This is a genomic window from Aquitalea aquatilis (assembly GCF_005155025.1).
In the GTDB taxonomy this organism is placed as follows: Bacteria; Pseudomonadota; Gammaproteobacteria; order Burkholderiales; family Chromobacteriaceae; genus Aquitalea; species Aquitalea aquatilis.
This window is the reverse complement of the sequence record NZ_CP039731.1, coordinates 1,951,517-1,974,949: the sequence shown is the minus strand read 5'-3', so window position 1 is coordinate 1,974,949 and position 23,433 is coordinate 1,951,517. Positions and strand designations below refer to the sequence as shown.

At 62.1% G+C, this 23,433-nt stretch carries 21 protein-coding genes and 1 tRNA gene; 18 read left to right on the top strand and 4 right to left on the bottom strand.

Translation table 11 applies throughout. The features are described 5' to 3' along the window. Window positions 1-2 precede the first annotated feature (2 nt). Together FAZ30_RS09230 and fdhD are read right to left on the bottom strand one after the other, a co-directional pair. The gene (locus FAZ30_RS09230) at window positions 3-1,229 is read right to left on the bottom strand and encodes an aspartate kinase (protein ID WP_059286973.1); all 1,227 of its coding nucleotides are present in this window, start codon (window positions 1,227-1,229) and stop codon (window positions 3-5) included. Window positions 1,230-1,446: 217 nt separating this feature from the next. Continuing rightward, window positions 1,447-2,265, bottom strand: a complete 819-nt coding sequence (gene fdhD / locus FAZ30_RS09225) for a formate dehydrogenase accessory sulfurtransferase FdhD (protein ID WP_124643114.1) — start codon at window positions 2,263-2,265, stop codon at window positions 1,447-1,449. A gap of 199 nt (window positions 2,266-2,464) precedes the next feature. Here fdhD and fdnG point away from each other — a divergent pair, with 199 nt between their 5' ends. The 13 genes from fdnG to FAZ30_RS09160 all read left to right on the top strand — a co-directional run bounded on the left by fdnG (window position 2,465) and on the right by FAZ30_RS09160 (window position 16,700). Continuing rightward, window positions 2,465-5,521 (top strand): formate dehydrogenase-N subunit alpha, encoded by a 3,057-nt coding sequence (fdnG, locus tag FAZ30_RS09220; protein WP_137009332.1) that lies wholly within the window; start codon window positions 2,465-2,467, stop codon window positions 5,519-5,521. Window positions 5,522-5,529: 8 nt separating this feature from the next. After that, entirely contained in the window at window positions 5,530-6,405 is an 876-nt protein-coding gene (gene fdxH, locus FAZ30_RS09215; RefSeq protein ID WP_124643120.1) for a formate dehydrogenase subunit beta, read from the top strand. Beyond that, a complete protein-coding gene (locus FAZ30_RS09210) occupies window positions 6,402-7,031 on the top strand; it encodes a formate dehydrogenase subunit gamma (RefSeq protein WP_124643122.1) in 630 nt (209 codons plus the stop codon). Before fdxH ends, FAZ30_RS09210 begins: the two co-directional genes overlap by 4 nt. Next, window positions 7,028-7,948: a formate dehydrogenase accessory protein FdhE gene (gene fdhE, locus FAZ30_RS09205; RefSeq protein WP_124643124.1), complete on the top strand. Its 921-nt coding sequence runs from the start codon at window positions 7,028-7,030 to the stop codon at window positions 7,946-7,948. The genes FAZ30_RS09210 and fdhE overlap by 4 nt, the downstream gene beginning before the upstream one ends. Before the next feature lie 275 nt (window positions 7,949-8,223). Next, window positions 8,224-8,592, top strand: a complete 369-nt coding sequence (locus tag FAZ30_RS09200) for a response regulator (protein WP_124643126.1) — start codon at window positions 8,224-8,226, stop codon at window positions 8,590-8,592. 9 nt (window positions 8,593-8,601) lie between these two features. Next, window positions 8,602-8,892, top strand: a complete 291-nt coding sequence (locus FAZ30_RS09195) for an STAS domain-containing protein (protein WP_124643128.1) — start codon at window positions 8,602-8,604, stop codon at window positions 8,890-8,892. Continuing rightward, window positions 8,882-11,023 carry a chemotaxis protein CheA gene (locus tag FAZ30_RS09190; RefSeq protein WP_124643130.1) on the top strand — a complete coding sequence of 714 codons (2,142 nt, stop codon included), beginning with the start codon at window positions 8,882-8,884 and terminating at the stop codon, window positions 11,021-11,023. The genes FAZ30_RS09195 and FAZ30_RS09190 overlap by 11 nt, the downstream gene beginning before the upstream one ends. Before the next feature lie 2 nt (window positions 11,024-11,025). Continuing rightward, a complete protein-coding gene (locus FAZ30_RS09185; protein WP_233578396.1) occupies window positions 11,026-12,669 on the top strand; it encodes a methyl-accepting chemotaxis protein in 1,644 nt (547 codons plus the stop codon). A gap of 10 nt (window positions 12,670-12,679) precedes the next feature. Further along, window positions 12,680-13,252 (top strand): chemotaxis protein CheW, encoded by a 573-nt coding sequence (locus FAZ30_RS09180; protein WP_124643134.1) that lies wholly within the window; start codon window positions 12,680-12,682, stop codon window positions 13,250-13,252. Then, window positions 13,245-13,760 (top strand): chemotaxis protein CheW, encoded by a 516-nt coding sequence (locus tag FAZ30_RS09175; protein WP_233578398.1) that lies wholly within the window; start codon window positions 13,245-13,247, stop codon window positions 13,758-13,760. Before FAZ30_RS09180 ends, FAZ30_RS09175 begins: the two co-directional genes overlap by 8 nt. Before the next feature lie 132 nt (window positions 13,761-13,892). Further along, on the top strand, window positions 13,893-14,417 hold the full coding sequence (locus tag FAZ30_RS09170) for a chemotaxis protein CheD (protein WP_124643137.1): 525 nt from the start codon (window positions 13,893-13,895) through the stop codon (window positions 14,415-14,417). Then, window positions 14,414-15,475: a protein-glutamate methylesterase/protein-glutamine glutaminase gene (locus FAZ30_RS09165; protein ID WP_124643139.1), complete on the top strand. Its 1,062-nt coding sequence runs from the start codon at window positions 14,414-14,416 to the stop codon at window positions 15,473-15,475. The genes FAZ30_RS09170 and FAZ30_RS09165 overlap by 4 nt, the downstream gene beginning before the upstream one ends. 13 nt (window positions 15,476-15,488) lie before the next feature. Continuing rightward, entirely contained in the window at window positions 15,489-16,700 is a 1,212-nt protein-coding gene (locus FAZ30_RS09160; protein WP_137009331.1) for an EAL domain-containing response regulator, read from the top strand. A 16-nt stretch (window positions 16,701-16,716) separates the two neighbouring features. Here FAZ30_RS09160 and FAZ30_RS09155 read toward each other — a convergent pair whose 3' ends face one another. Next, window positions 16,717-17,709 (bottom strand): serine/threonine protein kinase, encoded by a 993-nt coding sequence (locus FAZ30_RS09155; RefSeq protein ID WP_124643143.1) that lies wholly within the window; start codon window positions 17,707-17,709, stop codon window positions 16,717-16,719. 100 nt (window positions 17,710-17,809) lie between these two features. On the opposite strand from FAZ30_RS09155, the gene FAZ30_RS09150 reads away from it, so the two are divergent. Both FAZ30_RS09150 and selA read left to right on the top strand, forming a co-directional pair. After that, a complete protein-coding gene (locus FAZ30_RS09150) occupies window positions 17,810-18,037 on the top strand; it encodes a hypothetical protein (protein WP_124643145.1) in 228 nt (75 codons plus the stop codon). A 9-nt stretch (window positions 18,038-18,046) separates the two neighbouring features. Continuing rightward, complete coding sequence (gene selA / locus FAZ30_RS09145) at window positions 18,047-19,465, top strand: L-seryl-tRNA(Sec) selenium transferase (RefSeq protein WP_137009330.1); 1,419 nt, start codon at window positions 18,047-18,049, stop codon at window positions 19,463-19,465. On the opposite strand, the gene FAZ30_RS09140 is transcribed toward selA, so the two are convergent. Next, on the bottom strand, window positions 19,462-19,806 hold the full coding sequence (locus tag FAZ30_RS09140) for a GlpM family protein (RefSeq protein ID WP_246043425.1): 345 nt from the start codon (window positions 19,804-19,806) through the stop codon (window positions 19,462-19,464). The two genes, selA and FAZ30_RS09140, sit on opposite strands and share 4 nt — an antisense overlap. 174 nt (window positions 19,807-19,980) lie before the next feature. Between FAZ30_RS09140 and FAZ30_RS09135 the strand changes: the two genes are divergently transcribed. The 3 genes from FAZ30_RS09135 to FAZ30_RS09125 all read left to right on the top strand — a co-directional run bounded on the left by FAZ30_RS09135 (window position 19,981) and on the right by FAZ30_RS09125 (window position 22,958). Continuing rightward, the gene (locus FAZ30_RS09135) at window positions 19,981-20,919 is read left to right on the top strand and encodes a cation diffusion facilitator family transporter (protein WP_124643151.1); all 939 of its coding nucleotides are present in this window, start codon (window positions 19,981-19,983) and stop codon (window positions 20,917-20,919) included. After that, complete coding sequence (gene selB, locus FAZ30_RS09130; protein WP_137009329.1) at window positions 20,916-22,841, top strand: selenocysteine-specific translation elongation factor; 1,926 nt, start codon at window positions 20,916-20,918, stop codon at window positions 22,839-22,841. The genes FAZ30_RS09135 and selB overlap by 4 nt, the downstream gene beginning before the upstream one ends. Before the next feature lie 22 nt (window positions 22,842-22,863). Beyond that, a tRNA-Sec gene (locus FAZ30_RS09125) sits at window positions 22,864-22,958 on the top strand. Window positions 22,959-23,433 lie beyond the last annotated feature (475 nt).

The window sequence follows — 23,433 nt, the reverse complement described above, 5'->3', positions numbered from 1 at the left end:
AATTATGCCGGCTGATCCAGACCAAATACCTTGTGCAGAACGCGCACGCCCAGCTCCAGGTATTTCTCGTCCACCAGCACCGATACCTTGATTTCCGAAGTGGAAATCATCTGGATATTGATGCCCTCTTCCGCCAGGGTGCGGAACATGGTGGAGGCCACGCCACAGTGCGAGCGCATGCCCACGCCGACGATGGAGATCTTGGCTACCTTGTCGTCGGCATCGATCTTGGCGGCGCCGATATGGGTTTGCACTTCGCGCAGGATGTCCATGGTGCGCGGGAATTCGCCGCGCGGCACGGTGAAGGAGAAATCGGTCGTGCCGTTTTCGCCCACGTTCTGGATGATCATGTCGACTTCGATGTTGGCATCGGCAATCGGGCCCAGAATCTGGTAAGCGATGCCCGGCTTGTCGGGTACGCCCTTCACATTGATGCGTGCTTCGTTACGGTCAAACGCGATGCCTGCAACTACGGCCTTTTCCATGTTTTCATCTTCCTCGAACGTAATCAGCGTGCCTTCCCCTTCCTCTTCGAAGCTGGACAGTACACGCAGACGTACCTTGTATTTCCCGGCGAATTCCACCGAACGGATCTGCAATACCTTGGAGCCCAGCGAGGCCATCTCGATCATTTCCTCGAAGGTAATGGTCTTGAGACGGCGGGCATCCGGCACGACGCGCGGATCGGTGGTGTAGACACCGTCGACATCGGTGTAGATCTGGCATTCGTCGGCCTTCAGCGCAGCGGCCAGCGCCACGGCGGAAGTGTCGGAACCACCACGACCCAGCGTGGTGATGTTGCCGTTTTCATCAATGCCCTGGAAGCCTGCCACCACCACGACCGAACCGGCCGCGAGGTCTGTCCGCATGGCGGCTTCGTCGATGGATTGAATACGTGCCTTGTTGTGCGAGTCGTCGGTGGTGACGCGCACTTGCCAGCCACAGTAGCTCTTGGCGTCGACGCCAATTTCCTTGAGTGCCATGGCCAGGAGGCCGATGGTGACTTGTTCGCCGGTGGAAATGATCACGTCCAGCTCGCGCGGGTCCGGATAGGCCTGGATCTCTTTGGCAAGGGCAATCAGTCGGTTGGTTTCGCCGCTCATGGCAGATACCACTACTACGACATCATGTCCCTGCGCTTTCCATTTGGCGACACGGCGGGCCACGTTCTTGATGCGCTCCGCAGAGCCCATCGAGGTACCGCCGTACTTTTGTACGATGAGTGCCATGCTTGCTTCTTATATAGAAAGGTTGATATGTCGGACTTCGATTCTGGCCCGATCTTCGCCATAAAAGCAAGGCCATTGTTCGACAATGCCCATCTGCCTTTGCGCAATGCAACAAATCGCGGCCACGCGGCTATCAGCCGCTGCTGAAGCACAGCTGGAATCTGCCTGGCCGCCCCGTCCATCTGCCACAAGCTGGCCAGCCGTGACAGCCGCTGGCTCAGCCAGCCAATAGCCGCTGCGGATGGGTGTAGACATTCACCCTGCCCGGCCGGGCAAAACCCAGCAGGGTAAGGCCGTACTGTTCGGCCATTTGCACCGCCAGCGCGGTGGGGGCGGCAACCGCCACCAGGATTTCAATGCCGGCAGCAGCAGCCTTTTGCACCATTTCGTAGCTGGCGCGGCTGGTCACCAGTGCCACGCCCGCGCCCCAGTCACTGATGGCCCGCCGGCCGATCAGCTTGTCCAGCGCAACATGCCGGCCAACGTCCTCGCACACCTTCAGCAAGCTGCCTTGCAGATCAAGCCAGGCGGCCGCGTGGACGCAGCCGGTCTGCTGCGACAGGGTTTGCCGCTCGGGCAGCGCCTGCAGCGCCCGCTTCAGCGCTGGCCAACCCAGCCTTACCGTATCCGGCAAAGCGGGCAAGGGACGAAAGATTTCTGCCAGTTGCTCCACACCGCACAGGCCGCAGCCGGTACGGCCGGCCAGTTGGCGGCGGCGCTCCTTGAGGGCGGCAAAGCAGGCCGTGGCCAGCTCGACATGCACCTCGATGCCGCTGGCGGCGTTGCGTACTTCGATGTCGTAGATATCGCTGACCTGCCGGGCAATGCCCTCGGCCAGCGAGAAACCACGGGCAAAATCTTCCAGTTGCTGCGGGCTGGCCATCATCACCACATGCGCCAGACCGTTGTAGACCAGTGCCACCGGCACTTCGCAGGCCAGGACATCGGCCTGGTGCAGCATGGGCTGTGCCTCCTGCCACTGGATTCGGGCAATATTGCTGGAGATATCAAAGCCTTCGAGAGCGGAATCGGTCATGGATTAGGATTTTTTAGGGGTTTCATTGTCACTCGCTATTTGAGCTTACAGAAATTGCTGACGATAATGGGGTCAGGCGACAACTCTCACAGATTGGCCAGACCCGTCTTTCTGCCCGGTATTGGCGTCGAGCAAGCATATTGCTGCATTTGACGACCAGAGCGGAAAGTCAGTCAACATTCCCCATGAAGGAGACCCCATGCAGGTCAATCGGCGGCAGTTCTTCAAGCTGTGCGCCGGGGGTATGGCAGGTTCCACGATTGCAACGCTGGGTTTATTGCCGGAAAAGGCAATGGCTGATGTGCGCAGCTACAAGCTGATGCGCGCCAGTGAAACCCGCAACACCTGTCCGTACTGCTCGGTAGGCTGTGGCATTCTCATGTACAGCCTGGGCGATGGTGCCAAAAACGCCAAGTCCGAAATTTTTCACATCGAAGGCGATCCGGATCATCCGGTCAATCGTGGCGCGCTCTGCCCCAAGGGGGCCGGCCTGGTGGACTTCATCCACAGCCCTAATCGCCTGAAATATCCGGAAGTCCGCGAAGCCGGCAGCAACGAGTGGAAACGCCTTAGCTGGGACGAGGCTTTTGCGCGCATCGCCAAGCACGTCAAGCAGGACCGCGATGCCAACTTCATCGAAAAGAACGCCGATGGCGTGACGGTGAACCGCTGGCTGTCCACCGGTTTTCTCGCTGCGTCTGCCTCCAGCAATGAAGCTGGCTGGCTGACCCACAAATTTACCCGCAGCCTGGGCATGCTGGCTGTCGACAATCAGGCGCGTGTATGACACGGACCAACGGTGGCAAGTCTTGCCCCAACATTTGGTCGCGGTGCCATGACAAACCATTGGGTCGACATCAAGAACGCCAATCTGATCGTGGTGATGGGTGGCAATGCCGCCGAAGCACACCCGGTTGGCTTCCGCTGGGCCATTGAGGCCAAGACCCGCAACAAGGCCAAGCTGCTGGTCATCGACCCGCGCTTTACCCGTACCGCCTCGGTGGCGGACTTCTACGCGCCTATCCGCACCGGCACGGACATCACCCTGCTGTCCGGCGTGATTCGCTATTTGCTGGAAACCGGCAAATACAACAAGGAATACACGCTCGCCTACACCAATGCGGCACTGCTGGTGCACCCGGACTTCAGCTTTGAAGACGGCCTGTTCAGCGGCTATGACGCGGAAAAGCGCAAATACGACAAATCCACCTGGGCCTACCAGCTGGACGAGCAAGGCATGGCCAAACGCGATGACACGCTGAGCGACCCGCGTTGCGTGATCAATCTGCTGAAACAGCATGTGTCGCGCTATACCGACGACGTGGTGACCAATATCTGCGGCACGCCCAAAGAAGCCTTCCAGGCCATTTGCGCACACCTGGCAGAAACCAGCGCAGCGGACAAGACCACCTCCTTCCTGTATGCCCTGGGCTGGACCCAGCACTCCATCGGTGCGCAAAACATTCGCACCATGGCGATGATCCAGCTGTTGCTGGGCAATATGGGCATGGCCGGTGGTGGCATCAACGCCTTGCGCGGTCACTCCAATATCCAGGGGCTGACCGACCTGGGCCTGCTGTCGACCAATCTGCCTGGCTACATGACCATGCCGTCGGAGAAAGAGCCGACGCTGTCATCCTATCTGGACAAGTACACCAGCAAGCCGCTGGCCGATGGCCAGATGAACTACTGGCAGAACTATCCCAAGTTCTTTGTTTCCTTCATGAAAGCCATGTGGGGCGACAAGGCGACGGCAGACAACAGCTGGGGTTATGACCTGCTGCCCAAGTGGGACAAGGGCTACGATGTGCTGCAGTACTTCGAGCTGATGCATCAGGGCAAGGTGAATGGCTATTTCTGCCAGGGCTTCAACCCGGTGGCGTCCTTCCCCAACAAGAACAAGATCGTGGAATCCCTGTCGCGATTGAAGTTCCTGGTGATCATGGACCCGCTGACCACGGAAACCTCCACCTTCTGGCAGGACCACGGCGAGCAGAACGATGTCGATCCGGCCAAGATCCACACCGAAGTGTTCCGGCTGCCCACCACCTGCTTTGCCGAGGAAGACGGCTCCATCGTCAACTCCGGCCGCTGGCTGCAATGGCACTGGAAAGGTGCGGAAGGACCGGGCCAGGCACTGACTGACCCGCAAATCCTCGCCGGCATCTTCCTCAAGCTCAAGGCCATGTACGCCAAGGACGGCGGCACCTTCCCGGATGCCATCAACAGCCTGTCCTGGGCTTATGGCGACCCGCACGAGCCCAAGCCGGAAGAGCTGGCCAAGGAGCTGAACGGCAAGGCGCTGGCTGATCTGCCCGATCCGAAAAACCCCGGCCAGACGCTGGCGAAAAAGGGCGAGCTATTGCCCGGCTTTGCCCTGCTGCAGGCCGATGGCAGCACCGCGTCCGGTTGCTGGATTTTTGCCGGCAGCTGGACCCAGGCTGGCAACCAGATGGCGCGGCGCGACAACAGCGACCCATCCGGCCTTGGCAACACCCTGGGCTGGGCCTGGGCCTGGCCGGCCAACCGCCGCATCCTGTACAACCGCGCCTCCTGCAAACCCGATGGCACGCCATGGGACAAGAAGCGCACGCTGATCAAGTGGAATGGCGAAAAGTGGGTGGGCGTGGATGTGCCTGACTTCAAGGCCGACGAGCCGCCAGGCAGCGCCATGGGCCCCTTCATCATGCAGCCGGAAGGTCTGGGACGACTGTTTGCGCTGGACAAGATGGCCGAAGGCCCCTTCCCCGAGCATTACGAGCCGTTTGAGACGCCGCTGGGTACCAACCCGCTGCATCCCAAGGTGATTTCCAACCCGGCAGCGCGGCTGTTCAAGGGCGACAAGGAGCAACTGGGCCAGCATCAGCAGTTCCCTTATGCCGCCACCACCTACCGCCTGACCGAGCATTTCCATTACTGGACCAAGCATGCGCGGCTCAACGCCATCATGCAGCCGGAACAGTTCGTGGAAATCGGCGAAGAACTGGCCAGGGAAAAGGGCATCGTCCACGGTGACATGGTCAAGGTGTCGTCGCGGCGCGGCTATATCAAGGCCAGGGCGGTGGTGACCAAGCGCATCAAGGCCATGCCGGTGAACGGCCAGTCGGTGCACCATGTCGGCATTCCGATTCACTGGGGCTTTGAGGGACTGACCAAGAAGGGCTTTATTGCCAATACGCTGACGCCGTTTGTCGGGGATGCCAATACCCAGACGCCGGAGTTCAAGTCCTTCCTCGTCAACGTTGAAAAAGCATAGGAGCGACCATGTCACTGCAATCGCAAGATATCCTGCGCCGCTCCGCCAGCCCTACCCAGCCGCCGATTGCGCGCGAGCACAAGGCGGAAGTGGCCAAGCTGATCGACGTGACCACCTGCATCGGCTGCAAGGCCTGTCAGGTGGCCTGTTCGGAGTGGAATGACCTGCGCGACGAAGTGGGCAGCAATGTCGGGGTGTACGACAACCCGGCCGACCTGTCCGCCGAAAGCTGGACGGTGATGCGTTACAGCGAAACCGAGCAGAACGGCAAGCTGGAATGGCTGATCCGCAAGGACGGCTGCATGCACTGCGCCGACCCCGGCTGCCTGAAAGCCTGCCCCTCGCCCGGTGCCATCATCCAGTACGCCAACGGCATCGTGGACTTCCAGTCCGAGCACTGCATCGGCTGCGGCTACTGCATTTCCGGCTGTCCCTTCAATGTGCCGCGCATCAACCAGAAGGATAACAAGGCCTACAAGTGCACCTTGTGTTCCGACCGGGTAAGCGTCGGCCAGGAGCCGGCCTGTGTGAAAACCTGTCCGACCGGGGCCATCCGCTTCGGCAGCAAGGAGGACATGAAGGAATACGCACAGGAACGGGTGGACGAGCTGAAAACCCGTGGCTATGCCAATGCCGGCCTGTACGATCCGCAAGGCGTGGGCGGCACGCACGTGATGTATGTGCTGCACCATGCCGACCAGCCCGAGCTGTACCACGGACTGAAAAAAGACCCGCAGATCAGCCCGGTGGTCAGCCTGTGGAAGGGCATACTCAAGCCGCTGTCCACCATTGGTCTGGCCGCTTCGGTGTTGTTCGGCTTCTTCCACTACATCGGCGTCGGCCCCAACAAGGCCGAGGATGAAGAAGAGGAGGACAAGGTATGAGCAAGGAAAAGCTGATCAAGCGCTACAGTGCCGCAGAACGCATCAACCACTGGATCGTGGCGCTGTGTTTCGTGCTGCTGGCCATTTCCGGCCTGGCCTTCTTCTACCCGGCCTTCTTCTGGCTCACCGGGGTGTTTGGCACGCCGCAGCTGGCGCGCATCGTGCACCCCTTTGTCGGGGTGCTGATGTTCCTCGGCTTTGCCCGCCAGTTTTTCCGTTACTGGCATCACAATTTCATCGACAAGGAAGACATCAAGTGGATGAAATCGGTGAAGTCGGTGCTGGCAGGCCATGAGGTGGGCGATACCGGCAAGTACAACGGCGGCCAGAAAGGCATGTTCTGGATGATGACCGGCTGCCTGCTGGTGTTGATCTGTACCGGTGTCATCATCTGGCGGCCCTACTTTGCCTATTACTTCCCCATCGAGCTGATCCGCGTCGCCCTGCTGCTGCATGCCTGGAGCGCCCTGGCGCTGATTGCCGGCATCATCGTGCATGTCTACGCCGCCATCTGGGTGCGCGGCACCATCCGCGCCATGGTGGAGGGCGTGGTCACCCATGCCTGGGCCAAGAAGCATCACCCGCGCTGGTACCGCGAAATGACAGGAGACAAGAACAAGCCATGAGCATTCGCATTGTGCCGGTAGAACAGCTGGCAGAGCGGCAAGCGGCCAGCCTGGACATCACCCCGCTGCTGCTGCCGCAGCCAGCCACGCTGTATCGTCAGCGTGCGGCCCGGCTGCAGCAACTGGCGGCAGGGCATGTCATGGCCGATTACCTGCAACTGGCCAGCCGCATTGCCGAAGCACAACACCAGCTGGTACACAGCCAGCCGGTGTTGCTGCCCGCGCGGGAGGACTACTTCCAGCAGTGCGCCGAGCACGGCCTGCCACCACTGGGTGCCATGGCCTGGCAACGCGACGGGCAATGGCGGCAATTGCTGCAGGCCCTGTGTACACAGCTGGTGGATGGCGCCAGTCCGGCCGTGCAGCAGGTGCTGACGCAGTTGCTGGCCGCACCGGCAGAGCAACATGAAAAGGCAGCCCAGTCACTGTTGTCGGGTGATCTGGCGGCGGTGGACAGCGCCCAGGCACCCTTCATCTGGGCGGCCTTGTCGGTGTACTTCAGCCAGTTGGCCAGCCAGCTGAAAATCGCCGCCGTGGCCGAGCCGGGCGATGCCCGCCACCTGTGTCCGGTGTGCGCCAGCGCGCCGGTGGCCAGCATCGTGCATCAGGGCAATGAGGCCGGCCTGCGCTATCTGCACTGCAGCCTGTGCGAAAGCGAGTGGCATCTGGTACGGGCAAAGTGCAGCAACTGCGAGGCAACGCGCGACATTGGCTACTGGTCGCTGCAAGACCAGCATGCGGCGGTGCGCGGGGAATCCTGCGGCGATTGCGGCAGCTATCTGAAAATCCTGTCACTGGATAAGGATCAGCAGGCCGAGGCCGTGGCGGACGACCTGGCCAGCCTGGCGCTGGATGCCGCGCTGGAAGAACAGGGCTTTGCCCGCAGCGGCATTAACCCGCTGCTGTTTCCCGGCTGAATACCTTACTGCCAATCAACAACCGGCCCGGGTGGCCGGTTTTTTTATTGCGACAAGAAACAATGTTTAAAAAATCATGACCAGTAATAATAAATAAAACACATCGCCCTGCCATTCCCCTTTGCATTCGACAAAGGCAGCAACTACAAAACTAGAAAGACCAAGCAGCAGTCGCTGCCACAAAAATAGCCCGTCCGGGCACCAGCCGCCTGCCAACCTGTGGCAATACGCCAGCCGCAGCAGGCTGCAACGTCAGCGACGTACAAGGGGAAAATATGGCCAAGACCATACTAGTCGTGGACGACTCCACCAGCCTGCGGCTGGTGGTGAAGATGACACTGGAAGGTGCCGGCTACGATGTCATCGAGGCGGCCGATGGCCAGCAAGCGCTGGCCTTGCTGGACGGGCGCAAGATCCATCTGGTGCTGTCGGACCTCAACATGCCGGTGATGAATGGCCTCAGCCTGCTGGCACAGATCAAGCAGCATCCCGACTATCACAGCACCCCGGTCATCATGCTGACCACCGAAACCGCCGACCATCTGCAACGGCAAGGTCAGCAACACGGTAGCTGCGCCTGGGTCATCAAGCCATTCGAGCCGCCGCAACTGCTGGACGCCATCGCCCGGCTCATCCTGCCCTGAGCCAGCGCCATGGCCCACCTCATCACCCTGGCTGCCGAGCAGACCATCTACCAGGCCCCGGCCCTGCACCAGCAGCTGGCAGCGGCCCTGCGCGAGCATGCGCAGCTGGAGATCGACCTGTCGCAAATCGAGGAAATCGATAGCGCCGGCGCACAGGTGCTGCTGTGGTTGCACCAGGCCGCGCCACAGCAGCCATGCCAGCTGACGCTGCGCCATGCCAGCCCGGCGCTAGTGGATTTCATCCGGCTGCTGGGCCTGCAAGCCTTGCAGAGTGCACTGGAGGCTGCGGATGAATCTTGAACTGGCCATGCAGTCCTTCTTGCAAGAGTCTGCCGAACTGCTGGAAGAGATGGAATGCATCCTGCTGGACGCCGAAGCCGACAGCATTAGCACCGAACAGCTGGGCGCACTGTTCCGCTGCATGCACACCATCAAGGGTTCGGCCGGACTGTTCGAGCTGGCAGAGATTGTCCGTTTCACTCATCAGGCGGAAAACCTGCTGGACCAGCTGCGCGATGGCAAATTGCAACTGGATGCCGAACTGAGCGGCGTCTTGCTGCGCAGCCACGATCACGTCAAGGCCCAGCTGGCAGCAGTGGCCGCCGGGCAGGCCATTCCGGCGGGCGAGCAGGACCGCATTCTGGCGGACATCGCGGCCCTGTTGCAGCAGCCGGGTATGTCGCCCCAGCCGGCCGAAACCAGCGCAAGCAGCCCCGAGCAGGCCGCCGACAGCGACTGGCTGCTGTCACTGCGCTTTGGCCCGGAGGTCTTGCGCAATGGCATGGACCCGGCATCCTTTGTGCGCTACCTGGCCACACTGGGACAGATACAGGCCATTGCCGCCTGTTGCAGTGCACTGCCCGCGGATGACAGCTTCGACCCGGAGCGCAATTACCTGCGGCTGGAAATGCAGTTCCGCGGTGCGGTGGATGCTGAGCAACTGGCCAGCGTATTCGCCTTTGCCAGTGAGGACAGCCAGTTCATCATCAGCCCGCGCAGCGAGCTGGCCAGCCATCTGCAACAAGCCTTGCAGGCCGGCGACGCCGCCGAGCAGCAACGCTGCAGCGACATCTGGCAGCAATGGGGGCTGTGGCAGCCCACGGCTCAGAGCGCGCCGGCCACTCCTCCCAGCACAGCCACCGACACGACAGCGGCAGTGGCCACGCCAGCAGACAGCAAAACCACCCGCAGCAGCGAAAGCAGGTTCATCAAGGTGGAAGCCGGCAAGCTCGACAGCCTGATCAATCTGGTCGGCGAACTGGTGATTGCCGGCGCAGCGGCCAATCTGCTGGCGCGCGGCAATGGCAGCAGCCCCTTGCTGGAATCCACCGTGGTGATGGCCGGGCTGATCGAGCAGATCCGCTCGCATACACTGGCCATGCGCATGGTGCCTATCGGTGAAACCTTCAGCCGTTTCCCGCGCGTGGTGCGCGATGTCGGCCACGAGCTGGGCAAATCCATCAAGCTGGAAATCAGCGGTGCGGAAACCGAGCTGGACAAATCCATGGTCGACAAGCTGGCCGACCCGCTCACCCATCTGGTGCGCAATGCCATCGACCACGGCATCGAAGATGTGCAGCAGCGCCGGGCCGCCGGCAAACCGGAGCAGGGTCATGTCTGGCTGAATGCCTATCATGAATCGGGCAGCGTGGTGATCGAGGTGGCCGATGATGGCGGCGGGCTCGACCCGCAGCGCATCCTGGCCAAGGCCGTGCAGCGCGGCATCATCAGCAGCGATGCCATGCTAAGCGAGCAGGACATCTACCGGCTGATCTTTGCCGCCGGCTTTTCCACGGCCGAGCGCGTCAGCAATCTGTCCGGCCGTGGCGTGGGGCTGGATGTGGTGCAAAAGAATATCGAGGCGCTGCGCGGTACGGTGGAGATAGACAGCGAAGTCGGGCTGGGCAGCACCTTCCGCCTGCGTCTGCCGCTCACCCTGGCCATCATCGACGGCTTTCTGGTGGAAGTGGGCAGCTCCACCTTTGTCATTCCGCTGGAAACCGTGGTCGAGTGCATGGAACTGCCCGCCACGCCCGGCTGCCGTGACATGCAGGAGCGGCTGCAGCTGCGCGGTGAAATCCTGCCACTGCTGTATCTGCGCCAGTTTCTGGAGCTGGACGGGCAGCCCGGCCGCCGCCAGAACGTGGTGGTGATCCAGACCGGTGCCAGTCGGGTGGGGCTGGTGGTGGATGCACTGCAAGGCGAATTCCAGACCGTGATCAAACCGCTGGGCAGCCTGTTCCGCCATCTGAAAGCCATCAGCGGCTCCACCATTCTGGGCAATGGTGCGGTGGCGCTGATTCTGGACGTACTGGCTCTCATCCAGCATGCCACCCAGCAGGAAGCCAGCCGCTACGCGCTGGAGCAGGAAGCATACCCGCCGGCCGGCGGCCTGCAATCACATAACAACGATCTGCATTCGGGGAAATGACCATGAACAAATCTGCACCCATAAGCATAGCCATGCGGCTGGGATTGGGCTTTGCCAGCCTGCTACTGCTGCTGGTGCTGTGCGTCTCTGTCGCCTTGTTCGGCTTCGTGCGCATCAACGGCATGCTGGGCGACATGCGCATCAACGACCGTGATGCCACGCGCGTGTCCATCCTGATCGAGCAGGCGCAGGAGCTGCGGATCAATTACCGCAACATCATCATCTATCCCGATCTGCATGCCATCAACGATGCCATCCAACGCTATAACGAGGCCAAGCGCCGCTATCTGGACAGCGAACAGCTGCTGATCCGCGACATGCTGGCCGAACCGGCGCTGAGCCAGCGCGAAAGAGAGCTGATCGCGCAGATCCAGTCGATCCGCCCACTCGCCTTCACTGCCATGGACAAGTCCGAGGCGCAGGCCGCCATCAATGAAAAAGACGCTGCCATCCAGCTGATGCAGTCAGAGGCCAATCCGGCCATGAACCGCTTCACCGAAGTATTGCGCCAGTTGTACGACACCGAACTGCGGCTGAACGAACAATCACGCCAGGAGAGTGAAGCCGGCATCCAGCAGGCACACGACATCATGCTGCTGCTATCGGCAGCCGCCCTGCTGCTGGGCAGCCTGCTGGCAGTGCTGATCATCCGCTCGCTGCGCCGCACCCTGGGCGGCGAGCCACATGCCGTCGCCGACATCATGCAGCAGCTGGCCAGTGGCCGGCTGGATACCCAGCTGCCACTGCGCCCTGGCGATAGCAGCAGCATGCTGTACTCGGTGGCACAAACCGTCAGCACCCTGGCCGGCCTGATGGCCGAAGTGAAAAACGGCGCGGCCAATCTGGCCTCGGCCTCCCAGCAACTGAATGCCACCTCGCAGTCACTGTCGCTATCGGCCAGCGAATCGGCCGCAGGCATCGAGGAAACCACCTCCGCCATCGAGGAAATGTCGGCCGCCATCAACCAGACCAATGACAATGCCCGCGTCACCGAAGCCATTGCCGAACAGGCCGCCCGCGAGGCTGCCGAGGGGGGAGAGGCCGTGCGCCAGACCGTACACGCCATGCGCCAGATTGCCGACAAGATCGTCATCATCGACGACATTGCCTACCAGACCAATCTGCTGGCACTGAATGCCGCCATCGAAGCGGCGCGTGCCGGCGAACACGGCAAGGGCTTCGCCGTGGTGGCGGCAGAAGTACGCAAACTGGCCGAGCGCAGCCAGATCGCCGCCCAGGAAATCAGCCAGGTTGCCGCCGGCAGCGTCGGGCTGGCCGAGCAAGCCGGCAAGCTGCTGGGTGAAATGGTGCGTTCCAGTGGCCGCACGGCTGATCTGGTGCAGGAAATCGCCGCCGCCTCCAATGAACAGGCCAGCGCGGTCAACCAGATCAGCAGCGCCGTCCAGCAACAGAATTCCACCACCCAGCAAACCGCCTCGGCCAGCGAGGAGCTGGCCTCCACCGCCGAGCAAATGAGCAGCCAGGCGGAAAACCTGCTGGAGCTGATGAGTTTCTTCCGGCTGCACGACAGCGCCGCCCCGCTGCCCTCGCCGCCCAGTGGCCGGGCCGGGCAGTACGGCATGCCACAGCAGCTGCGTCGCGTCGGTGCCAACCCCACCGACGAATCCGACTACATCCGTTACTAGGCACAGCCGCATGGGCGCACAACAACACTGGCGCAAACCGAAACAGGCTGCCGCCGCTCCCCCGCCGCTGCCGCAACTGGTGCAATACCTGCGGCTGCGCGCCGGACCACACCAGCTGGGCATCAGCATCGATGTGGTGCGCGAACTGCTGGAGTACCAGCCGCTGACCACCTTGCCCCATATGCAGCCGCCGCTGTGTGGCGTGCTCAACCTGCGCGGCAGCGGCGTACCGGTCATCGAACTGGCGCAGTGCCTGGGGCTGCCCACCGCCGCGCCACAGCGCCGCAGCTGCATCATCATCCTGCAGCTGGCCGACAGCCAGCCAACACAGGAAATCGGCATGCTGGTTGACGAAGTGTATGCCGTGCTGGAACTGGCGCGCAGCGAGATCGAAGCCGCACCGCAGCTGGGTGGGCTGCTAACCGAGCACTTCATTGCCGGCCTGCTGCGCGAACCGCAGGGCTTTACCGTGCTGCTGGATGCCAGCCGCCTGCTGGCGCTGGACGAACTGGCAGGCTTGCTTCTTCCGCCAGCGCCATCAGCACAGCCAGACTTGCTGCTGCAGGAGGATGCCCATGACTAAGCCGGCCGAACCGGAGCAGTACCTCAGTTTCCAGCTGGGTGCCGATGTCTTCGCCTGCAATATCCTGCAGGTCAAGGAAATCCTGGAATACCACCGGCTGACCGGCGTGCCGCAAATGCCCGCTTTCGTGCATGGAGTGATGAATCTGCGCGGCACGGTGGTGCCGGTCATCGACCTGGCCCAGCGCTGCGGCCGCCCCGCCAGCGCCATTCTGCGCCGCAGTTGCATCGTCATTCTGGAAGCCGGCCATGAAGGACAGCGCCAGTTCATCGGCATGCTGGTGGATGCGGTACACGAGGTCATCAGCCTGAGTGCCGCCGACATCCTGCCGGCACCAGCCTTTGGCAACCATCTGCGGCCCGACTTCATTGCCGGCGTCACCCACCGGCAGCACGGCTTCATCATGCTGCTGCACATGGACAAAGTGCTGTCGATTGAAGAGATGGCCGGCCTGTCCTCGCCACTGGGTGTGCAGATAAAGGCGGAAAGCGCCTGCCTGATGAACTAGATTGGATGAGGATCTGTTCACGCCATCTGCCCTGCGGTGCTGGCCCGACAGGGTCGCAGCGGCCAATTCATCGGGCCTGCCCAGCACCTTCGGCATGGCGTCCGGTGGCAGCAGCAAACAAGTGAAAGCATCATGACCAGCAGCCCGCGTAAAGAAGTGTTTCTGCACCCCGGCGAATGGCTGTTCGCCGACCGGGAGCATGTCATCAGCACCTTGCTGGGCTCCTGCGTTTCCATCGTGCTGTGGCACCCGCAGCTGCAAGTGGGCGGCATGTGTCATTACCTGCTGGCGCACCGCAACGAGCGGAGCAGCCAGTTGTCCGGTCGTTATGGCGACGAGGCCATGTTGCTGTTGCTGCGCGAAGTGCTGGCCACCGGACGGCCCTTGCAGGAATTCCGGGCCAAGCTGATTGGTGGCGCAGCCATCCTGGCCACGCTCGAAGGAGAACACGGCAGCAACGATGTTGCTGCACGCAATGCCGACATGGCCCGTTTGCTGGCACGGCAACTGGGGCTGACGGTGCAGGCAGAGGATCTGGGCGGGGCGAGTCCCAGAATGGTGGTATTTGATGTGCAATCCGGCGATGTCTGGGTGCGCCTGTCGCAGGACCCCGATACAGGCCCGACCCTGACCGGTACAAAAAGGAAAAAAACATGAGCATCAAGGTGATGATTGTCGACGACTCCGCCGTGGTACGGCAGGTATTGAGCGAAGTCTTCAACGCCAGCAGCGGCATCGAGGTGATGGATGTGGCGACCGACCCCATCGTCGCCATGGAAAAAATGAAACAGCACTGGCCGGATGTCATCGTGCTGGATGTGGAAATGCCGCGCATGGACGGCATCACCTTCCTCAAGCAGATCATGGCCAGCCGCCCTACCCCGGTGGTGATCTGCTCCTCGCTCACCCAGAAGGGGGCCGACATCAGCATGCAGGCCATGGCCGCCGGGGCAGTCGAAGTCATCGCCAAGCCGCACGCCGGGGTGAAGCAGTTTCTGCAGGACAGCAACAATCTGCTGATCCAGGCCGTCAAGGGTGCGGCCGCCGCCCGCATGAGCCGCATGCGCAGCCTGCCGCCCACCCCGCTGGAAACCCGCCCCAAGTTATCGGCCGATGCCATCCTGGCCGCCCCCACCGGGCAGCAGATGTTCCAGACCACCGAACGCATCGTCGCCATTGGCACTTCCACCGGCGGCACCCAGGCGCTGGAAGCCATTCTCACCAAGCTGCCGCGCACCTGCCCGGGGCTGGCCATCGTGCAGCACATGCCGGAAAAATTCACTGCCTCGTTTGCCGAACGGCTGGACCGGCTGTCGGAAATCGAAGTCAAGGAAGCAGCCACCGGCGATCGCATTTTGCCGGGGCGGGCGCTGATTGCCCCCGGCGGCAAGCACATGATGATCAAGCGCAGCGGCGCTTTCTATCAGGTGGAAGTGGTGGACGGCCCGCTGGTCAGCCGCCACAAGCCCTCGGTCGATGTGCTGTTCCGCTCTGCCGCCAAGTTCGCCGGCAAGAATGCGCTGGGCATCATCATGACCGGCATGGGTGACGACGGGGCCAAGGGCTTGAAGGAAATGCATGATGTCGGTGCCCGCACCATTGCCCAGGACGAAGACAGCTGCGTGGTGTTTGGCATGCCCAAGGAGGCGATCAAGCTGGGGGCGGCCGATGAGGTCATCCCGCTGGACGCCATGGCCAAGGCCATTTGCCGCTAAGGGAGCGCCATTCATGCCGTTTGCTGACATGCAGGATGTGCTGATCGTGGAAGACAGCCAGCTGCACCGGCTGCTCGCCACAGAACTGTGCAGCCAGCTGGGCTTTAGCAGTATCCGCCATGCGGCCAACGGCGAGGAAGGCATGGCGCAGGTGCGCCAGCAAGTGCCGGACCTGATGCTGCTCGACCTGGAAATGCCGCGCATGGATGGCGTGCAGGTCATGCAGCAACTGGCGCTGGAAAAGCTGACGCCTTACATCATCCTCACCTCTGGCAAGGACTACATGCTGATTTCCACGCTGGAGCTGATGGGCTGCGGGCTGGGGCTGCCAGTGCTGGGTGGTTTGAAAAAACCGCTGCAAGCCGGAGCAATGCAGGACCTGCTGGCACGGCTGTGCCAGCAATCCGCCAAGGCCAAGGAAAGCTGCGCGCTATACGACCCGGACGCAATACGCCTGGCACTGCAAGAGCAGCAGATCATTCCCTATTACCAGCCCAAGATCGACCTGGACAGCGGCCAGCTCAAGGGCGCGGAAATGCTGGCGCGCTGGCAGCACCCCAGCCGCGGTTTGGTCATGCCGGGCAGCTTCATCCCGGTGATCGAACAGCATGGCTGGGCCACCGAGCTGACACTCTCCATGCTGGATCAGGGGCTGCTGCAATGGCAGGAATGGGCCCGCCAAGGCCTGCGCCTGCCCTTGTCCATCAATCTGTCCGCCCGCTCGCTACAGGGCAGCACCCTCATCGGCGAAATGGAAAGCCGCCTGCACCGCAGCAAAGTACCGGCCCGCTACATCACGTTTGAAATCACCGAAACCGCCATCGCCGACAATCTGCCGGAAGCCATCGGCATTGCCGCACGCTTGCGGCTGGCCGGCTTCGGCCTGTCCATCGACGATTTCGGCACCGGTTTTGCCACCTTGCAGCAGCTCACGCGCTTTCCTTTCACCGAGCTGAAAATCGACCAGTCGCTGGTGACCTCGATTAGCAGCAAGCCGCATTTGCAGGCCATCGCCAACAGCATCATCGAACTGGGTCAGCGCATGCAGCTGACTACGGTCGCCGAGGGGATAGAAACCCGGCAGGACATGGAGCTGATGCAGGCGCGCGGCTGCAATCTGGGGCAGGGTTATTTCATTGCCCGGCCCATGGAGGCCGCACTGCTGCAGCCCTGGGCCAAGCAGCACCAGCGGATGGTCGGCGAAACGCCTCCGGCCATCCGCTAGTTTGCGACAGGCAGGCTCAGGGCAGACGCCACAAAGGCGGCTCGTCCATCAGGGCAATCTGCTCGCGCAGCGACAGAATCTGCTCTTCCCAGAAGCGCGGCTGGGCAAACCAGGGGAAGGCCGCCGGGAAGGCCGGATCATGCCAGCGCCGCGCCAGCCAGGCCGAATAATGCAGCAGGCGCAAGGTACGCAAGCCCTCCAGCAGATACAGCTCGCGCACATTGAAGTCGCAGAAATCCTCATAGCCCGCTAGCACATCAGCCAACTGGGCTGACTGCTCCTCGCGCGAGCCGGACAGCAGCATCCACAAATCCTGCAATGCCGGCCCCATGCGGCTGTCGTCAAAGTCGACAAAGTGCGGGCCATCGTCGGTCCACAGCATGTTGCCGTTATGGCAATCGCCATGCAGGCGCAATTGGCGCACCGTACCGGCACGGTCGAAGCAGCGCCGCACGCCATCCAGCGCCTGGGCCGCCACGCCGCGATACACCTCGCGCAGATCGGCCGGCAACAGATTGTTGGCCAGCAGATAGTTCACCGGCTCCACCCCGAAACTGTCGATATCCAGCTGCGGCCGCTGGGCGTAATCCTCGACCTGCCCCAAGGCGTGAATCCGCCCCAGGAAACGGCCAATCCACTCCAGCGTGCGGCTGTCACCCAGCTCCGGCACCCGTCCGCCACGGCGGGCGAACAGGGTAAAACGGAAACCGCCATGCTGATGCAGGCTGGCACCGTCAAACAGCAGCGGCGGCACCACCGGAATCTCGCGTTCGGCCAGCTGCTGGCTGAAAACATGCTCCTCCAGTATCTGTGCATCGCTCCAGCGCTCCGGGCGGTAAAACTTGGCGACCAGCGGCGGACCTTCTTCCATGCCCACCTGATAGACGCGGTTTTCATAGCTGTTGAGTGCCAGCAGGCTGCCGGAGGCGCGCAGGCCCAGGCTTTCCACCGCATCCAGCAGTGCATCCGGCGTCAAGCCGGCAAAGGGGGGAGTGGCATCATGTGTCATCGCGCCATTATACGTGCAGTTCCACACCCGCTACCCATTGCTGCGTCGGCTCGGCTAGTATGCAAGGTGAGAGACCTCCCGAACTTGCAGGAGCCACACCATGCATACCCGTGATCCGCAGCAGGACAACAAACTGCTATCGCTCCCCGCCGATATCGCCGAAGCCACCTGGAGCGGCTGGCAATGCATCGCCCATACCCTGCACCGCCAACGCTGCGAACCGGCAACGGATCAGCACAGCCAGTGGCGGCACATCCTGGGCTGGCTGGCCGGCAATCTGCTGCTGGTGGCCCTGCTGTATCTGCTGTACCGATTTTCCCGATTCTGAGAAGGCCCCATGGAGCTGAAAAACCTGTATGCCCGCCTGCCCTCGGTAGACCGGCTGCTCAATCACCGCCTGCTGGAAAAGGTCATCGACCGCCATGGCAGCGCCGCACTGGCCGAAGCCGTGCGCCAGACGCTGGATGAGGCACGCCAGTACATCCGCGCCAACCACAGCCTGCCCGGCTGGGCCGAAGACGAACAACAACTGGCACAGGCTGCCAGCCAGCGTGTGGCCAGCCGCCAGCACATGCAGATGCGGCCGGTGTTCAATCTCAGCGGCACCGTGCTGCATACCAATCTGGGCCGCGCGCCGATGGCGGAAGAAGCCGTCGCCGCCGTCAGCCGCGCCATGCGCGAATCGGTAACACTGGAATACGATCTGGACGGGGCCGGCCGTGGCCATCGGGATAACGCCATCAGCGAATTACTGCAGGAGCTGACCGGTGCCGAAGCCGCTTGCGTGGTGAACAACAATGCCGCTGCCGTGCTGATCCTGCTCTCCACCGTGGCAGCCGGGCGCGAGGTGGTGGTGTCGCGTGGCGAGCTGGTAGAAATCGGCGGTGCCTTCCGCATGCCGGATGTGATGCGTCAGGCCGGCTGCCGGCTGGTAGAAGTGGGCGCAACCAACCGCACCCATCTGCGCGATTACAGCCAGGCCATCAATACGGAAACCGGGCTGCTGATGAAGGTGCACACCAGCAATTACCATATCGAAGGCTTCACCCACAGCGTCAGCGAAGCCGAGCTGGCCGAACTGGCCCACCATCACGGCTTGCCAGCGGCAACCGATCTGGGCTCGGGCGCGCTGATCGACCTGTCCGCCCATGGCCTGCCGGCCGAACCCATGCCGCAGCAGATGATTGCTCAGGGCGTGGATCTGGTGAGTTTCTCCGGCGACAAACTGCTGGGCGGCCCGCAAGCCGGGCTGATCATCGGCAAGAAAAGCTGGATAGACAAAATCCAGCAACACCCGCTCAAGCGCGCCCTGCGCTGCGACAAGATGACACTGGCCGCGCTGGAAGCCACGCTGCGACTCTATCTGCAACCGGACAAGCTGACCCGGCAACTGCCCACCCTGCGTCGGCTGACCCGCCCGCAAGCCGACATGCAAGAGCAAGCCACGCGCCTGCAGGACAGTCTGAGCAGCTTTGCCGGGGCTGAATTCGACACTGCCAGCGCCGCCTGCCTGTCGCAGATTGGCAGTGGTTCGCTACCGGTGGATCGCCTGCCCAGCTGGGCCATTACCTTCAGTGCCCGCGATGGCCGCGGCAGCACGCTGGAAGCGCTGGCCAGCCGCCTGCGCAGCCTGCCCGCCCCGGTGATTGGCCGGCTATACGATGGCAAACTGTGGCTGGACCTGCGCTGTCTGGAAGATGAAGCCGCTTTTCTCGCCAACCTGCTGCCGACAGACTCAGCCAGTTCGCCCGGCTAGCCGTGCCAGCGGCTCCAGGCCTGGATCAGCACAAAGGCTGCCACCGCCCAGCTTAGCGTGGCGGCGGCCAGTGCCCAGGGCAGCCGCAGGCGGTCGACCAGGCAATACAGGCTGAACAGGTAAACAAAATACGGTAGCAAGGACCACATGCCGAACAGCACGGTGGTTTTCAGCGCAACCGGTCCGCGCTCGCTACCGACAATGTAGTGGGCAATCAGCGCAAAAGTGGGAAACAGCGGCACCAGGCCGGCAATATAGTAATTGCGCGAGCGCGACAGCAGGCTGATCAGCACCACCGCCAGCGCACCGAGCAGGGACTTGAGCAACAGAGCCAAGATCATTCCGGAGCAGGAGGGATAACAGGCGGTATTCTGACATGATCAGCCGCCAACATCGCCGAAATGCAGATCATTCTTATTATTGTTTTTGTTTACCATAAAATAGAACCCAATTAATAAAAACTTAAGCCAGCTATGGCATACTGCACTCCCCCACCTGATCCGGACTGTTTTGCCATGACCATACACACCAGCCATTCCCCACACGAGACGGTAGATGATGCCGCACGCAACAAGGCAGCCCACCGCAGCACCATGGTCAGCGTCTGGGTCAATATCGTACTGGCCAGCGCACAGATCCTGATCGGCATGTTCGCCAAATCCCAGGCGCTGGTGGCCGACGGTATTCATTCGCTGTCCGACCTGCTATCCGACTTCGTGGTACTGCTGGCCGGCCATCACAGCCGCAAGGCCCCGGATGCCGACCACCAGTACGGCCACCAGCGCTATGAAAACGCCGCCTCGCTGGTACTGGGCCTGCTGCTGCTGGCCGTGGGCATCGGCATGCTGTGGTCGGCAGCGGTGAAGTTTCACGATCCGTCGGCCATTCCCACCGTGCACAGCATTGCGCTGTGGGTAGCACTGGTGGCGCTGGTCTCCAAGGAATTGCTGTTCCGCTTCATGCTGGCCGTCGCCCAGCGTGTACGTTCCAGCATGCTGGTGGCCAATGCCTGGCATGCCCGTTCCGATGCTGCATCGTCGTTGGTGGTGGCCATCGGCATTGTCGGCAACCTGATGGGCTATCCGATTCTCGATCCCATCGCCGCACTGATTGTCGGCTTCATCGTCGGCAAGATGGGCTGGAGCTTCGCCTGGAATTCGCTGCACGACCTGATGGACCGCGCTGCCGATACCGAAGAAACCGAAGCCATCCGCCAGACCCTGCTGGTCACGCCCGGCGTGCTGGCACTGCATGATTTGCGCACCCGCAAAATGGGTGACCTGATCGTGGTGGATGTCCACCTGGAAGTGGATGGCCACATGAATGTATTTGATGCCCACGACATCGCCGAACGCGCCCGCGACATGGTGATGCAGCAACACCCGGTACTCAATGTCATGACCCATATCGACCCGGTGGGGCTGGAACATCCGGCCGATCACTCCATCGCATGATTTTCGCCACCGCCGGCCACATCGACCACGGCAAAACCGCGCTGCTGCAGGCGCTGACCGGCCACAATGCCGACCGCCTGCCCGAAGAGAAAAAGCGCGGCATGACCATAGACCTGGGTTATGTCTATCTGCCGCTGGCGGATGGCCGGGTGCTGGGCTTTGTCGATGTGCCCGGCCACGAGAAATTTCTGGCCAATATGTTGTGCGGCCTGTCCGGCATTCCCCACGCCCTGCTGGTGGTGGCTGCCGACGACGGCATCATGCCGCAAACGCGTGAACACCTGGCCATTCTGCAACTCAGCGGCATCCCGCAACTGAGCGTGGTCATCAGCAAATGCGATCTGGTCGACCCGGCGCGTCTGCAACAAGTCGCCACCGATATCCGCCAATTGCTGCAAGACAGCCGCTGGGCCGACGCCCCGCTGTTTGTCGTCTCCAGCCACAGCGGCGAGGGAATCGACAGCTTGCGCCAGCATCTGCTGCAGCAAAGCAGCCTGCCGGAGGCTGCCGCCAACTTGCGCTTCCGGCTGGCCATCGACCGCGCCTTCACCCTCAGCGGTGCCGGGCTGGTGGTCACCGGCACCGCACTGGGCGGGCGCGTGGCCGTTGGCGACAAGCTGTGGCTGAGCGGGCGCAATGTGACGGTGCGGGTACGTAGCCTGCACGTACAGAATGCCGCCGCCACCCATGGCCAGGCCGGCCAGCGCATTGCACTCAATCTGGTTGGCGATGTGGAAAAGCAGCAGCTTCAACGTGGCGACTGGCTGCTGGCCAGCGCTCCGCCGCCGCCCAGCCAGCGCATCACCATCGCCCTGCAGGCCATTGCCCCGCTCAAGCACTGGCAGGCCGTGCATATCCACCACGCCGCCCGCCACACCACCGGCCGCCTGGCGCTGCTCTGCCGCAGCCAGCTGGAAGCCGGTGCCCAGACGCTGGCCGAACTGACGCTGGATCAGCCGCTGTGGCTGGCCGATGGCGACCGGCTCATCTTGCGTGACGCCAGCGCCCGCGACACCATCGCCGGCGCACAAGTGCTGGAATTGCAACCGCCAGCGCGAGGCAAGCGCCTGCCTGAGCGGCTAGACCATCTGCATCACTTGCAAGACCCCATGCTGAGCCTGCCAGCCAAGCTAGCGCTGCTCAGCAGTCAGCAGGCGGTCATGCTGGACGACTTTGCCTGGGCCAACCAGCTGCCGGTCGCCAGCATGCAGGCCCTGCTGCAACACAACACTGGCCAGCAGGTAGCGGACCGCCTCTACGCGGCCGAGCGCTGGACCGGCTTGCAGCAAAAACTGCTGGATGGACTGGCCAGACTGCATCAACAACACCCCGACCAGCTGGGTGCCAGCCGTGGCCGCCTGCGTCGGCTGGCCTTGCCTGGCGAACCGGAAGCAACGGTCAATCTGCTGCTGGAGCAACTGCTGCAACAAGGCAGCCTGCGCCAGACCCGTGGCTGGGTGCACCTGCCGCAACATGTGCTTGGATTCACGTCTCAGGAAGAAGCGCATTGGCAGCAGCTGGCCCCCTGCTTTGCCAATAGCAGCGAGCCACACTGGGTGCGCGATCTGGCCGCCGCCAGCGACATCGAAGAAGAACAGCTCAGGCAGCTGCTACGCAAGGCCGCCCGGCTGGGCCATGTCGTCGCCGTGGTGCAAGACCGCTACTTTGCCGCCGACACCGTGCAGCACATGGCGGACATCGTCCGCCAGCTGTGTCAGCAACACGGCCATGCCGATGCCGCCAGCTTTCGCAACCAGCTGGGTTGTGGCCGCAAGCTGGCGATCCAGATTCTGGAATTCTTTGATCGCAGCGGCTTCACCCGCCGCCTGGCCGACCGTCACCTGCTGCGCGAAAACCTGCTGTTCACCCACCACAGCACCACCCCCGCCCAGGCGGAGGGCCAAACTTCACCCAGCGGCTGAAACCGGTATAATCGGCCGACACGGAAGAGAGGCATCCCCGGTGGGGTGGCTGGTCTTCAAAACCAGAGGGGGCCGCCAGCGGTCCCAGGTGGGTTCGACTCCCATTCTCTTCCGCCATTCACAAGCCACACCAAACCGCGCAAAACCGCGTAAAACCAAGGCCCAGCAAGGATTTCAGCCGAACAGCGCTGATGTGATGGCGGCTTAATGCGGCGTCAGAATTCGCACAAATTTCGCACAAGAAACTGAAGGCAATTCAGCCCGGGCGCAGCAACCAGCCTTCGCAGTGCGATAGCGCTGCCTCTTGTTGCCCCCAAGCAATTCATTCTTTGCGGCGACGCCATTAATCGACATCCGCACTAGCGCGTGCTTTTCACAGCAGGGTGTGGGCAGGAAATGACTATGGAAATTGACCGCCCGCTTGCACTCTGGCGGCGCCTTACACCGTGTGCTGTGCGGTGGAGCTATCGGTCACAGGCTTGGTCCATGCAGTGGGAAATACGGGGATGACAAGCGCAGAGCCACGGGAAAGTCTGCTAGATCAGATTGAATAAGCAGTTAAATACTTCTACACTTTATTTGCTTCAATGCA

Bases quoted from the DNA above. Each gene is read 5' to 3' on its own strand.
- FAZ30_RS09155 (WP_124643143.1), bottom strand. From the start codon at position 17,709: ATGACACATGATGCCACTCCCCCCTTTGCCGGCTTGACGCCGGATGCA.
- FAZ30_RS09190 (WP_124643130.1), top strand. From the start codon at position 8,882: ATGAATCTTGAACTGGCCATGCAGTCCTTCTTGCAAGAGTCTGCCGAA.
- FAZ30_RS09140 (WP_246043425.1), bottom strand. From the start codon at position 19,806: ATGATCTTGGCTCTGTTGCTCAAGTCCCTGCTCGGTGCGCTGGCGGTG.
- FAZ30_RS09210 (WP_124643122.1), top strand. From the start codon at position 6,402: ATGAGCAAGGAAAAGCTGATCAAGCGCTACAGTGCCGCAGAACGCATC.
- FAZ30_RS09150 (WP_124643145.1), top strand. From the start codon at position 17,810: ATGCATACCCGTGATCCGCAGCAGGACAACAAACTGCTATCGCTCCCC.
- FAZ30_RS09135 (WP_124643151.1), top strand. From the start codon at position 19,981: ATGACCATACACACCAGCCATTCCCCACACGAGACGGTAGATGATGCC.
- FAZ30_RS09175 (WP_233578398.1), top strand. From the start codon at position 13,245: ATGACTAAGCCGGCCGAACCGGAGCAGTACCTCAGTTTCCAGCTGGGT.
- fdhE (WP_124643124.1), top strand. From the start codon at position 7,028: ATGAGCATTCGCATTGTGCCGGTAGAACAGCTGGCAGAGCGGCAAGCG.
- FAZ30_RS09230 (WP_059286973.1), bottom strand. From the start codon at position 1,229: ATGGCACTCATCGTACAAAAGTACGGCGGTACCTCGATGGGCTCTGCG.
- FAZ30_RS09185 (WP_233578396.1), top strand. From the start codon at position 11,026: ATGAACAAATCTGCACCCATAAGCATAGCCATGCGGCTGGGATTGGGC.
- FAZ30_RS09200 (WP_124643126.1), top strand. From the start codon at position 8,224: ATGGCCAAGACCATACTAGTCGTGGACGACTCCACCAGCCTGCGGCTG.
- FAZ30_RS09180 (WP_124643134.1), top strand. From the start codon at position 12,680: ATGGGCGCACAACAACACTGGCGCAAACCGAAACAGGCTGCCGCCGCT.
- FAZ30_RS09170 (WP_124643137.1), top strand. From the start codon at position 13,893: ATGACCAGCAGCCCGCGTAAAGAAGTGTTTCTGCACCCCGGCGAATGG.
- fdhD (WP_124643114.1), bottom strand. From the start codon at position 2,265: ATGACCGATTCCGCTCTCGAAGGCTTTGATATCTCCAGCAATATTGCC.
- fdxH (WP_124643120.1), top strand. From the start codon at position 5,530: ATGTCACTGCAATCGCAAGATATCCTGCGCCGCTCCGCCAGCCCTACC.
- FAZ30_RS09165 (WP_124643139.1), top strand. From the start codon at position 14,414: ATGAGCATCAAGGTGATGATTGTCGACGACTCCGCCGTGGTACGGCAG.
- selB (WP_137009329.1), top strand. From the start codon at position 20,916: ATGATTTTCGCCACCGCCGGCCACATCGACCACGGCAAAACCGCGCTG.
- selA (WP_137009330.1), top strand. From the start codon at position 18,047: ATGGAGCTGAAAAACCTGTATGCCCGCCTGCCCTCGGTAGACCGGCTG.
- FAZ30_RS09195 (WP_124643128.1), top strand. From the start codon at position 8,602: ATGGCCCACCTCATCACCCTGGCTGCCGAGCAGACCATCTACCAGGCC.
- FAZ30_RS09160 (WP_137009331.1), top strand. From the start codon at position 15,489: ATGCCGTTTGCTGACATGCAGGATGTGCTGATCGTGGAAGACAGCCAG.